The following is a 12616-nucleotide window of genomic DNA, read 5'->3' as shown; positions in this document are numbered from 1 at the left end:
CGAGACGGCGATCCTACCGACGCGCAGGTCCGCGGCCCCGATAGGGTGACCGCCGCGCGTATGCACGAGCGAACGGCATGCGTCGTTGTACCGATTCAGGGGGCCCACAAGGTGAACACGTCCGCTGCGACCGGATTCTGCAGAGTGACCGTCGTCGCACCCGACAGCCGGATCGACGTCGCCCTCCCCGACGACATCGCCGTCGCCGACGTGTACCCGGAGATCCTGCGCCTGACCGGGCAGACCCAGCCCGCCGGCGCACCCACCGGCTACCACCTCGTCCGCCGCGACGGCACCGTCCTCGACGGCGCCCGCTCGCTGCTCGCCCAGCGCGTGCTCGACGGCGACCTGCTGTCGCTGCGCCCCTTCGCCGAGTCCCTCCCGCCCGCCGTCCACGACGACGTCAGCGAGGCGGTCGCCTCGGCCGTCACCCGCGGGAACAACCTCTGGAGCAGCCAACTCCTGCGGGGCACCGGCCTGTTCGGCGGCGCGCTGCTGCTCGTGCTGATGGCGTTCGCGCTGTGGTTCGCCGACCCGGTGCGGCACGACATGCACGGCCTGCCGGGCGTGGCCGCCGCCGCGGCCGGCGTGCTGCTGGCCGCGTTCGCGGGCGTACGGGCCCGGGTCTACGGCGACCGCGGCGCCGCCGTCGCGCTGGGCCTGGCGGCCCTGCCGCACCTCATGACCGCGGGCTCCGGGGTCCTCGCCCTCGACCCCGGGCACGGAACCGGGCGGCTGCAGTTCCTGCTGGGCTGCGTGGCCGTCCTCGTCGGCTCCGTCGCGCTGACCGCCGCGATGCCGGGGGGCGACGCCCCCTTCGTCGCCGCCGTGGTCGCCTCGGCCACCGGCACGCTGGCCGCCTTCGGGACGATCCTCACCGGGGCCGCACCCTCGGGGGCCGCGGCGGTGTGCGTGGTCCTCGCGATCGGGGCACTCGCCTTCCTGCCCGGGCTCTCGGCGCGGGTCGCGCGGCTGCCCGTCGGCTACGCGGCGCCGCGTTCCGCGACTGCGGACGGCGAAGGCTTCCGGGCCGAGCCGGTCGATGCGGAGCGCATCGCGGTACAGGTGCAGCGGGGTCACGAGCTGCTGCTGGGCCTGGTCGGGGGCTGCGCGGCCGTCGCCGTCGGCGCCACGGCCGTCCTGGCCTTCTCGGCCGGGCCCTGGGCGCAGGCCCTGGCCCTGGCCGCCGGCCTGGCGCTGCTGCTGCGGGCCCGGCTCTTCCGCTACACGGCCCAGGTCGGCTCGGTGCTCGGGGCGGGCCTGCTCGCGCTGGCCCTGCTCGTCGTGGGCATGGCCCTGCCCGGCTCCACGGACATCCGCACGGTCTGGCTCTCCGCAGCCACGGCGGCGGTCGCCGCGCTGCTGACCGGGGTGGCACTGATCGTGCCGGGCAAGGGGGTGTCCCCCTTCTGGGGACGCTTCACGGAGCTGGCGGAGAGCACACTGCTCCTGGCACTGGTGCCACTGTGCCTGGGCGTACTGGACGCGTACGGGACGGTACGGGGGCTGACGGGGGCGTAGGGGGTGCCCCGGTCCCGCCCTTTCACCGTTTCCTGAGGGCTGCCGCCCCCAGCCCCCCGCTGATCGCTGCTCCGGCTGAAATGGCGCCCCATAAGGGGCGCGGGGAACTGCGCGACCAGCCACGCACGGCCCGCACGGACCCACCGGGTGCACCTGGTAAGGTGCGGGGTGGTCGTTTGTGTACGCGCCCCCGGAGTCACCTCTGGGGTCAGCGCCCAGCGATCCCGCCTCCCGAGTAACGGAAGCCTTCCTGAGACAGAGACCAGGGGCGCTCGGTGGCCAAGAACACTCAGAAGGAGTACCGCGTGTCGCTCGACGCCGCTACGAAGAAGCAGATCATGGCCGAGTTCGCCACCAAGGAAGGCGACACCGGTTCCCCCGAGGTCCAGGTCGCGATGCTCACCCGTCGGATCACCGACCTGACCGAGCACCTCAAGACCCACAAGCACGACCACCACTCCCGCCGTGGTCTGCTGCTCCTGGTCGGCCAGCGCCGCCGCCTGCTGCAGTACCTGGCCAAGAAGGACATCACGCGCTTCCGCGCCCTGGTCGAGCGCCTCGGCATCCGCCGCGGTGCTGCCGGCGCCAAGTAAGACGCCATGAAGGGAGCGGTTCCCGCCCACGGGAACCGCTCCCTTTGCGTATCTCGTGGGAAGCAGAAGCTTTGTAGTCTGGTCCCACAACGCAAAACCTGACGAGGAGGAGCGCCGGTCTCTCCGCCGGTCCTCGGTAGTGGCCCCCGGAACAGGGAATTCCGGGTGCTTCGATCGAAGACCGGCCCGCACGGAGCATGAAGCGCCCTCCGCCACCGTCCCCCGCCACACGGGCAGGGGACGCAGACGAGGAGATATCCCTGGTGGAGAACGAGACCCACTACGCCGAGGCCGTCATCGACAACGGCACCTTCGGCACCCGCACCATCCGCTTCGAGACGGGCCGCCTGGCCAAGCAGGCCGCCGGTTCCGCCGTGGCGTACCTGGACGACGACACCATGGTGCTGTCGGCCACCACCGCTTCCAAGACCCCGAAGGACCAGCTGGACTTCTTCCCGCTGACCGTCGACGTCGAGGAGCGCATGTACGCGGCCGGGAAGATCCCCGGTTCCTTCTTCCGCCGTGAGGGCCGCCCCTCCGAGGACGCGGTCCTCACCTGCCGTCTGATCGACCGCCCGCTGCGCCCGTCCTTCAAGAAGGGCCTGCGCAACGAGATCCAGATCGTCGAGACGGTCATGGCGCTCAACCCCGACCACCTCTACGACGTGGTCGCGATCAACGCCGCCTCCTGCTCCACGCAGCTCGCGGGCCTGCCCTTCTCCGGCCCCGTCGGCGGTACCCGCGTTGCCCTGATCAAGGGCCAGTGGGTGGCGTTCCCGACCCACACCGAGCTCGAGGACGCCGTCTTCGACATGGTCGTGGCCGGCCGCGTGCTGCCGGACGGCGACGTCGCGATCATGATGGTCGAGGCCGAGGCCACCGAGAAGACCATCCAGATGGTCAAGGACGGCGCCGAGGCCCCGACCGAGGAGGTCGTGGCCGCCGGTCTCGAGGCCGCCAAGCCCTTCATCAAGGTCCTGTGCAAGGCCCAGGCCGACCTCGCCGCCAAGGCCGCCAAGCCGACCGGCGAGTTCCCGGTCTTCCTCGACTACCAGGACGACGTCCTGGAGGCGCTGACCGCCGCGGTCAGGACCGAGCTCGCCCAGGCGCTCACCATCGCCGGCAAGCAGGAGCGCGAGGCCGAGCTGGACCGCGTCAAGGGTCTGGCCGCCGAGAAGCTCCTCCCGGAGTTCGAGGGTCGCGAGAAGGAGATCTCCGCCGCGTACCGTTCGCTGACCAAGTCCCTGGTCCGCGAGCGCGTCATCAAGGAGAAGAAGCGCATCGACGGCCGCGGCGTGACGGACATCCGCACGCTCGCCGCCGAGGTCGAGGCCATCCCGCGCGTCCACGGCTCGGCGCTGTTCGAGCGCGGCGAGACCCAGATCCTGGGTGTCACCACGCTGAACATGCTCCGCATGGAGCAGCAGCTCGACACCCTCTCCCCGGTGACGCGCAAGCGCTACATGCACAACTACAACTTCCCGCCGTACTCCGTCGGTGAGACCGGCCGCGTCGGTTCGCCGAAGCGCCGCGAGATCGGCCACGGCGCCCTGGCCGAGCGTGCGCTCATGCCGGTGCTGCCGACCCGCGAGGAGTTCCCGTACGCCATCCGCCAGGTCTCCGAGGCGCTCGGCTCCAACGGCTCCACCTCGATGGGCTCGGTCTGCGCCTCCACCATGTCGCTGCTGAACGCCGGTGTGCCGCTGAAGGCCCCGGTCGCCGGTATCGCCATGGGTCTGATCTCCCAGGAGATCGACGGCAAGACGCACTACGTCGCCCTCACCGACATCCTCGGTGCGGAGGACGCGTTCGGTGACATGGACTTCAAGGTCGCCGGCACCAAGGAGTTCGTGACCGCGCTCCAGCTCGACACCAAGCTCGACGGCATCCCCGCCTCGGTCCTGGCCGCCGCGCTGAAGCAGGCCCGCGACGCCCGCCTGCACATCCTCGACGTGATGATGGAGGCCATCGACCGTCCGGACGAGATGTCCCCGCACGCCCCGCGGATCATCACCGTCAAGATCCCGGTGGACAAGATCGGTGAGGTCATCGGCCCCAAGGGCAAGATGATCAACCAGATCCAGGAGGACACCGGCGCCGAGATCACGATCGAGGACGACGGCACCATCTACATCGGTGCCGCCGACGGCCCCTCCGCCGAGGCCGCCCGCACCACGATCAACAGCATCGCCAACCCGACGATGCCGGAGGTCGGCGAGCGCTACCTGGGCACGGTCGTCAAGACCACCACCTTCGGTGCGTTCGTCTCCCTCATGCCGGGCAAGGACGGCCTGCTGCACATCTCGCAGATCCGCAAGCTCGCCGGTGGCAAGCGCGTGGAGAACGTCGAGGACGTGCTCGGGGTCGGCACCAAGGTCCAGGTCGAGATCGCCGAGATCGACCAGCGCGGCAAGCTCTCCCTGATCCCCGTGATCGAGGGCGAGGACGACAACGCCGACGACAACAAGGACGAGTCCGCCAAGTGACCCGTAGTCCCCGGAAGACGGCCCGCACCTCCTCGGAGGGGCGGGCCGTCGCCCGTACCCAAACGCTTCTCAAGGGCGAGAACGGCATCGGCACGGTCCGCCGGACCACCCTGCCCGGCGGCCTGCGGGTCGTCACCGAGACGCTGCCCTCCGTGCGCTCCGCGACCTTCGGCATCTGGGCCAACGTCGGCTCCCGCGACGAGACCCCGACGCTCAACGGCGCCACGCACTACCTGGAGCACCTGCTCTTCAAGGGCACGGCCAAGCGCAGCGCGCTCGACATCTCGGCCGCCATCGACGCGGTCGGCGGCGAGATGAACGCGTTCACGGCCAAGGAGTACACCTGCTACTACGCACGGGTGCTCGACACGGACCTGCCGCTGGCCATCGACGTCGTGTGCGACATGCTCACCGGCTCGCTGATCACCGCCGAGGACGTCGACGCCGAGCGCGGCGTGATCCTCGAAGAGATCGCCATGACCGAGGACGACCCGGGCGACTGCGTGCACGACCTGTTCGCGCACACCATGCTCGGCGACACCCCCCTCGGCCGCCCGGTGCTGGGCACCGTCGACACGATCAACGCGCTCGGCCGCGACCAGATCGCCCGCTTCTACAAGCGCCACTACGACCCGACCCACCTGGTCGTGGCCGCCGCGGGCAACGTCGACCACGCCAAGGTCGTCCGCCAGGTCCGGGCCGCCTTCGACAAGGCCGGAGCCCTGACCCGCACGGACGCGGAGCCGGTCGCCCCGCGGGACGGCAGCCGCACGATCCGCACCGCCGGCCGCGTGGAGCTGCTCGGCCGCAAGACCGAGCAGGCGCACGTCGTCCTCGGCGTCCCCGGCCTGGCCCGCACCGACGACCGCCGCTGGGCGCTCGGCGTGCTCAACACCGCCCTCGGCGGCGGCATGAGCTCGCGGCTGTTCCAGGAGGTCCGGGAGAAGCGCGGACTGGCCTACTCGGTCTACTCCTACACCTCCGGCTTCGCCGACTGCGGCCTCTTCGGCGTCTACGCCGGCTGCCGCCCCGGCCAGGTCCACGACGTGCTCAAGATCTGCCGCGACGAGCTGGACCGGGTCGCCGCCGAGGGTCTGCCGGAGGACGAGATCGCCCGCGCCATCGGCCAGCTGTCCGGCTCCACGGTCCTCGGCCTGGAGGACACCGGTGCGCTGATGAACCGCATCGGCAAGAGCGAGCTGTGCTGGGGCGACCAGATGTCGGTCTCCGACATGCTCGCCCGCATCGCAGCCGTCACCCCGGACGAGGTCCGCGAGGTGGCCCGCGATGTACTGGGACAGCGTCCTTCGCTGTCCGTCATCGGCCCGCTGAAGGACAAGCAGGCAGCCCGCCTGCACGAGGCCGTTTCGTAATCCGAGGGCAAGCAAGGGAAGCAGGGACGATGAGCAAGCTGCGCGTGGCCGTCATCGGCGCCAAGGGCCGCATCGGCTCCGAGGCCGTACGGGCCGTGGAGGCCGCCGAGGACATGGAACTGGTGGCCGCGCTGGGCCGGGGCGACAGCCTTCAGACCCTGACCGGGGCGGGAGCCCAGGTCGTGGTCGAGCTGACCCACCCCGACTCGGTGATGGACAACCTCGAGTTCTGCATCGCCCACGGCATCCACGGCGTGGTCGGCACCACCGGCTGGACCGAGGAGCGCCTCGCGCAGCTGAACTCCTGGCTGGACGCCAAGCCGGGCACGGGCGTGCTCATCGCCCCCAACTTCTCCATCGGTGCGGTCCTGACCATGGCCTTCGCCCAGCAGGCGGCCCGGTTCTTCGAGTCCGTCGAGGTCGTCGAGCTGCACCACCCGAACAAGGCCGACGCCCCCTCCGGCACCGCCACCCGCACCGCGCAGCTGATCGCCGCCGCGCGCCGCGAGGCGGGCTGCGCCCCGCAGCCCGACGCCACGACCACGGCCCTGGAGGGCGCGCGCGGCGCGGACGTCGACGGGGTGCCGGTGCACGCCGTGCGGCTGCGCGGCCTGCTGGCGCACCAGGAGGTGCTCTTCGGCGACACGGGCGAGACGCTCACCATCCGCCACGACTCGCTGCACCACAGCTGCTTCATGCCGGGCATCCTGCTCGGCGCGCGGCGCGTGGTGACCACCCCGGGCCTGACCTTCGGCCTGGAAAACTTCCTGGACCTGGGCTGAGGACATGCGCGCAAAGATCATCTACTTCGCCCTGGCAGCCGTCCTGGTCGTCTACTTCGTCCTGGTCGGCAGCCGCGGCGTGATGCTGATCGAGCAGGGCACGGTGATCACCGTCGCCTTCGGCGTCGCCGTGCTCGTCCTGCCGTTCATCGGAGCGTGGTTCCTCTACAAGACCACCAGGTTCGCGCGCGACGCGAACCGCCTGGCGCGGGAGCTGGAGGCGGAGGGCGGCCTCCCGGTGGACGAGCTGGTGCGCACCGCGAGCGGCCGCATCGACCGGGACTCGGCGGACGAGGTGTTCCGGCGCCGCCAGGCCGAGACCGAGGCGGCACCGGGGGACTGGCGCTCGTGGTTCCGCCTGGCGGTGGCGTACCACGACGCGCGGGACACCCCGCGGGCGCGCAAGGCGATGCAGCACGCGATCGCCTTGCGTGACGGGAAGGCAGCCCGCGCCCTCTAGGGGCGCGGGGCCGCTGCATCATGCGGCTCCGCCGCGTGGGCGCGACCAGCCCAGGACGACCCGCAGCCGTCAGACGTGCTCGGCGACCCGCTCCTCCAAGGCGGCCACGGCCTCGCCGAAGGCCAGCGGCCGCTCCAGGAAGTCCGCCCCGTGATCGGTGACGAGCACGGGGAACGGCTCCACGACGAGGGCCCGCCCTTCGACCCGCCGCGGCAGCCCGAGCCACCGCACCTGCTGCTCCACCACCCGCACCGCGCCGACCTCGGCCCACGGCAGGGTCCTGGTCGACAACAGCCGGATCTGCCGCAGCCCGGCGGGGCTGAACCAGATGCCCGTCCGCACGAGCCGCACTGCCAGGGCGATCAGGGCGACGGCGATCACGGCGCACACTCCGGCGAGGAGAAACGCTCCGGCAAAGGCGATGATCACTGCCGAGCAGAGCACGTACGCCGCGAGCAGCAGCACCAGTGCCGTGCCCCCGACCCGCAACGGCCCGGGCCGGTACGGCCGCCGCCACCGCGCGGGGTCCTCGTACACGGACACGGCGGGCGCATCGCGGTCGGCAGTCAGAAAGGGCAGGGGCACGACGATTCCTCACTCACACGCACGCTCGAAGGTCTGTGCCGGGTGAGGTTACCTGCTGATCGAAAACAGTCGGGCCCCGGAGCGAAACCGCTCCGGGGCCCGACTGTTTTCGATCAATGGCCGTCCTTGGCCTCGGACTGTTGCGTGTGGTGCGCGCTCTGCGGGCCGGCCGTCTGCAGTGCGGGCCAGCCGAAGAGCAGCGCACCGACCAGTCCTGCGGCCACCGTCAGCCCCACGAGGGCACGTCCGGCGACCTCCGAACGGCTCGCGCGATCCGGGGGCGGCGGCGTGACGTTGCTGCGGTAGCGCTCGGCCTCGGCGACGAAGGCGAACGGCACGGGCTCTCGCCGGCGGAACATGGTGGGCTCTCCTAGGAACCTCGACGTGTGGTGTCACACATAAGGACGTACGAACGCCGCTCACGGTGCCCGATTTCCGCGACTTCTGTGAAAAATCTCAACCGGCGCCCCTCTTCCCCCGGCTCGCCCCGGCGTCCCCCGGCCCGTTGTCAGTGGTGGCCCGTAGGCTGGTCGCCGCCCGAGCAATGCAACTGGAAGGACCGCCGGTGACCGACAGCACCACCGAGGACGCCAAGGCAGACAAGCCGACGTTTCGCAGCGACGTGACGGTCGAGCTGGTCAAGCACAGCGCCGCCGACAGCGATGTGCTGTGGGCCGCCCGCGTCTCCACGGCCGGCGAGCAGTCCCTGGAAGAGATCACCAAGGACCCGGAGCGGTCCAAGGGGCTCATCAACTACCTGATGCGCGACCGCCACGGCAGCCCCTTCGAGCACAACTCGATGACGTTCTTCATCAGTGCTCCGATCTTCGTCTTCCGCGAGTTCATGCGGCACCGCGTGGGCTGGTCGTACAACGAGGAGTCCGGCCGCTACCGGGAGCTCCAGCCGGTCTTCTACGTCCCGGGCGAGTCCCGCAAGCTGGTCCAGGAGGGCCGCCCTGGCAAGTACGTCTTCGTCGAGGGCACCCAGGCGCAGCACGAGCTGACCGCCCGCGCGATGGAGAGCTCCTACCGGGACGCCTACGAGGCCTACCAGGAGATGCTGGCCGCGGGCGTCGCCCGCGAGGTGGCCCGGTCGGTCCTGCCGGTCGGTCTCTTCTCCTCGATGTACGCCACGTGCAACGCCCGTTCGCTGATGCACTTCCTCGGCCTGCGCACGCAGCACGAGCTGGCGGCGGTGCCCTCGTTCCCGCAGCGGGAGATCGAGATGGTGGGCGAGAAGATGGAGGCGGAGTGGGCCAGGCTCATGCCGCTCACCTACGAGGCCTTCAACAAGAACGGCCGTGTCGCTCCGTAGCCGACGACGACCGCCCGTGCCTGCCGGCGCGGGCGCCGGGCGCCCGTCAGGTGTCCGTATTGCGGCATTTCGGCACCTTCATCTAGGCTGAAAAAACGGACCCGGTACTGCTTGAACCCCCGAGCAGGCAGTACCGGGATCCCTTTGGCACTCCCCGAGGGAGCACCTCACGGTGAGCAACGAGTAGCGTGGGCCCCATGGCTCCGACCTCCACACCGCAGACCCCCTTCGGGCGCGTCCTGACCGCCATGGTCACGCCGTTCACCAGCGAGGGTGCGCTCGATCTCGACGGCGCGCAGCGGCTCGCCCGGCACCTCGTCGACGCAGGCAACGACGGCCTCGTCGTCAACGGCACCACCGGTGAGTCCCCCACCACCAGCGATGCGGAGAAAGCCCAGCTCGTACGTGCCGTGGTCGAGGCGGTCGGAGACCGTGCCCATGTCATCGCCGGAGCCGGCACCAACGACACCCACCACAGCACCGAACTCGCCCGCGCCGCACAGGACGCAGGCGCCCACGGTCTCCTCGTCGTCACGCCCTACTACAACAAGCCCCCGCAGGAGGGCCTCGTCCGCCACTTCACGGCGGTCGCCGACGCCACCGACCTCCCGGTGATGCTCTACGACATCCCCGGCCGCAGCGGCGTCGCCCTCGAGACCGAGACCATCGTCCGGCTCGCCGAGCACCCGCGCATCGTGGCCAACAAGGACGCCAAGGGCGACCTGGCGGCCGCGAGCTGGGCACTCTCCCGCTCGGGCCTCGCCTGGTACTCCGGCGACGACATGCTCAACCTGCCGCTGCTCTCCATCGGCGCCGTCGGTTTCGTCTCCGTCGTGGGCCACCTCGTCGCCCCCGAGCTGCGGGCCATGCTCGACGCCCACCGCTCCGGCGACGTCGCCAAGGCCGCGGAGATCCACCAGCAGCTGCTCCCGGTCTTCACCGGCATCTTCCGCACCCAGGGCGCCATGACCACCAAGGCCGCCCTCGCCCTCAAGGGCCTGCCCGCAGGACCGCTGCGGCTGCCGCTCGTCGGCCTGAGCCCGGAGGAGACCGAGCAGCTCAAGCGCGATCTCGCGGCCGGCGGGGTACAGCTGTAACAGGGGAAGCGGCCGGGACGGCCGCCGCGCCGGACACCCAGCGTGACCGCGGCGCACCACAGACTTCACAACTCAATACGCAGCACCACGCAACACCACACATCACTTGACACCACTGCAAGTGCACGAAAGGTCACGCGCGCCATGTGCCCCCGGGGCATATGGCACGCGTGGTGAGGAGAGTCTTTTGAGTCACCCGCACCCTGAACTCGGCCCGCCGCCGCAGCTGCCCGAGGGCGGCCTGCGCGTCACCCCGCTCGGTGGCCTCGGCGAGATCGGCCGCAACATGACGGTCTTCGAGTACGGCGGCCGCCTGCTGATCGTCGACTGCGGAGTGCTTTTCCCCGAGGAGGAGCAGCCCGGAGTCGACCTGATCCTGCCGGACTTCACGTCCATCCGGGACCGCCTCGACGACATCGACGGCATCGTGCTCACCCACGGGCACGAGGACCACATCGGCGGTGTCCCCTTCCTCCTCCGCGAGAAGCCGGACATCCCGCTCATCGGCTCCAAGCTGACCCTCGCCCTGATCGAGGCCAAGCTCCAGGAGCACCGCATCCGCCCGTACACCCTCGAGGTCGCCGAGGGCGACCGCGAGCGCCTGGGCCCGTTCGACTGCGAGTTCATCGCGGTCAACCACTCCATCCCGGACGCCCTGGCGGTCGCCATCCGCACCCCCGCCGGCATGGCCGTGCACACGGGCGACTTCAAGATGGACCAGCTCCCGCTGGACCGCCGTCTCACCGACCTGCCCGCCTTCGCGCGGCTCGGTGAGGAGGGCATCGACCTGCTCCTGGTCGACTCCACGAACGCCGAGGTCCCCGGCTTCGTCCCGCCCGAGCGTGACATCTCCGGCGTGCTGCGCCAGGTCTTCGCCGGCGCCCAGAAGCGCATCATCGTGGCCAGCTTCGCCAGCCACGTGCACCGCATCCAGCAGATCCTCGACGCCGCCCACGAGTACGGCCGCCGAGTCGCCTTCGTCGGCCGCTCGATGGTCCGCAACATGGGCATCGCCCGCGACCTGGGTTACCTGCGCGTCCCGGCCGGCCTGGTCGTGGACGTCAAGACCCTGGACGACCTGCCGGACGACGAGGTCGTGCTGGTCTGCACGGGCTCCCAGGGCGAGCCGATGGCCGCGCTGTCGCGCATGGCCAACCGGGACCACCAGATCCGGATCGTCCAGGGCGACACCGTGATCCTGGCCTCGTCGCTCATCCCGGGCAACGAGAACGCGGTCTACCGCGTGATCAACGGCCTGACCCGCTGGGGCGCCAACGTCGTGCACAAGGGCAACGCCCGCGTCCACGTCTCGGGCCACGCCTCGGCCGGCGAGCTGCTGTACTTCTACAACATCTGCAAGCCGAAGAACCTGATGCCGGTCCACGGCGAATGGCGGCACCTGCGGGCGAACGCGGAGCTCGGCGCTCTCACCGGGGTTCCCAAGGACCACATCGTCATCGCCGAGGACGGCGTCGTGGTGGACCTGGTCGACGGCCGGGCGAAGATCGTCGGCAAGGTCCAGGCCGGTTACGTCTACGTCGACGGCCTCTCGGTCGGCGACGTCACCGACGCCTCTCTCAAGGACCGCCGGATCCTCGGCGACGAGGGCATCATCTCGGTCTTCGTGGTGGTGGACAGCACGACCGGCAAGGTCGTCAGCGGTCCGCAGATCCAGGCCCGGGGTTCGGGCATCGACGACGCCTCGTTCGCGGCCGTCGTCCCGAAGATCGAGGAGGCCATCGCCAGGGCCGCCGCGGACGGTGTCGCCGAGCCCCACCAGCTCCAGCAGCTGGTCCGGCGCTCGGTGGGCAAGTGGGTCTCCGACAGCTACCGCCGGCGCCCGATGATCCTTCCCGTGGTCGTCGAGGTCTGATCCCTGACGTAGCGTCAGCCGTACGGACGGCCGCCCCGGTTCTCGATTTGCATCCGGGCGCGGCCGTCCAGTACGTTTACGACTCCGCCGCGACGGGAACCCTCCCACACTTCGTGTGAGACGGGAACTCCCGGAAGCGGTCGGAAAATCGGCTCGATCAGAATCTGATAAAGTCGGTGAGCCCGGTCCAACAGGGCACTGGAAAAGAATTCCGAACCGGAAACGGAACGGAAAACGGATCTGGTAAGGTTGGAGACAACGAAGGGAAGCGCCCGGAGGAAAGCCCGAGAGGGTGAGTACAAAGGAAGCGTCCGTTCCTTGAGAACTCAACAGCGTGCCAAAAGTCAACGCCAGACTATAAAATATCCCGTCTTCAGCCGTATGGCTGGGACGTGGTTCCTTTGAAAGTCCATCTCCTGCTTTTGTGGGGGGTGGCACACACAGCGAGGACGCTGTGAACGGCCGGGCTTATTCCGCCTGGCTGTTCCGCTCAACGCGAGTGTCGTACCCGATTACGGGTAAGCATTCACG

General features: G+C 70.1%; 11 protein-coding genes. 9 read left to right on the top strand and 2 right to left on the bottom strand.

What is annotated here, in order from left to right:
* The first annotated feature begins 111 nt into the window (after positions 1-111).
* The 6 genes from eccD (at position 112) to ACWD4B_RS16600 (ending at position 7215) form a co-directional block, all read left to right on the top strand.
* Entirely contained in the window at positions 112-1521 is a 1410-nt protein-coding gene (gene eccD / locus ACWD4B_RS16625; RefSeq protein WP_451421402.1) for a type VII secretion integral membrane protein EccD, read from the top strand.
* A 305-nt stretch (positions 1522-1826) separates the two neighbouring features.
* A complete protein-coding gene (gene rpsO / locus ACWD4B_RS16620; RefSeq protein WP_336417128.1) occupies positions 1827-2114 on the top strand; it encodes a 30S ribosomal protein S15 in 288 nt (95 codons plus the stop codon).
* Between the two features lie 263 nt (positions 2115-2377).
* Positions 2378-4600, top strand: a complete 2223-nt coding sequence (locus ACWD4B_RS16615) for a polyribonucleotide nucleotidyltransferase (RefSeq protein ID WP_451421401.1) — start codon at positions 2378-2380, stop codon at positions 4598-4600.
* Complete coding sequence (locus tag ACWD4B_RS16610) at positions 4597-5973, top strand: M16 family metallopeptidase (RefSeq protein WP_451421400.1); 1377 nt, start codon at positions 4597-4599, stop codon at positions 5971-5973. Before ACWD4B_RS16615 ends, ACWD4B_RS16610 begins: the two co-directional genes overlap by 4 nt.
* Positions 5974-6002: 29 nt before the next feature.
* Positions 6003-6755, top strand: coding sequence for a 4-hydroxy-tetrahydrodipicolinate reductase (gene dapB / locus ACWD4B_RS16605; protein ID WP_391151834.1), 753 nt, complete (start codon positions 6003-6005; stop codon positions 6753-6755).
* A gap of 4 nt (positions 6756-6759) precedes the next feature.
* Positions 6760-7215: a hypothetical protein gene (locus ACWD4B_RS16600; RefSeq protein WP_390782080.1), complete on the top strand. Its 456-nt coding sequence runs from the start codon at positions 6760-6762 to the stop codon at positions 7213-7215.
* A gap of 69 nt (positions 7216-7284) precedes the next feature.
* Here ACWD4B_RS16600 and ACWD4B_RS16595 read toward each other — a convergent pair whose 3' ends face one another.
* Together ACWD4B_RS16595 and ACWD4B_RS16590 are read right to left on the bottom strand one after the other, a co-directional pair.
* Positions 7285-7800 carry a hypothetical protein gene (locus tag ACWD4B_RS16595; protein WP_451421399.1) on the bottom strand — a complete coding sequence of 172 codons (516 nt, stop codon included), beginning with the start codon at positions 7798-7800 and terminating at the stop codon, positions 7285-7287.
* Positions 7801-7913: 113 nt separating this feature from the next.
* Entirely contained in the window at positions 7914-8159 is a 246-nt protein-coding gene (locus ACWD4B_RS16590; protein ID WP_336417102.1) for a hypothetical protein, read from the bottom strand.
* Positions 8160-8344: 185 nt separating this feature from the next.
* On the opposite strand from ACWD4B_RS16590, the gene thyX reads away from it, so the two are divergent.
* The 3 genes from thyX to ACWD4B_RS16575 all read left to right on the top strand — a co-directional run bounded on the left by thyX (position 8345) and on the right by ACWD4B_RS16575 (position 12085).
* Positions 8345-9115, top strand: coding sequence for an FAD-dependent thymidylate synthase (thyX, locus tag ACWD4B_RS16585; RefSeq protein WP_451421398.1), 771 nt, complete (start codon positions 8345-8347; stop codon positions 9113-9115).
* A gap of 197 nt (positions 9116-9312) precedes the next feature.
* Positions 9313-10212, top strand: a complete 900-nt coding sequence (gene dapA / locus ACWD4B_RS16580) for a 4-hydroxy-tetrahydrodipicolinate synthase (RefSeq protein WP_451421397.1) — start codon at positions 9313-9315, stop codon at positions 10210-10212.
* Positions 10213-10399: 187 nt separating this feature from the next.
* The gene (locus ACWD4B_RS16575; protein WP_451421396.1) at positions 10400-12085 is read left to right on the top strand and encodes a ribonuclease J; all 1686 of its coding nucleotides are present in this window, start codon (positions 10400-10402) and stop codon (positions 12083-12085) included.
* Positions 12086-12616: the final 531 nt, after the last annotated feature.

This window comes from Streptomyces sp. NPDC002536 (assembly GCF_053594995.1).
Note: the sequence above shows the minus strand (reverse complement) of the source record. Positions and strands in the feature narration are given on the sequence as shown.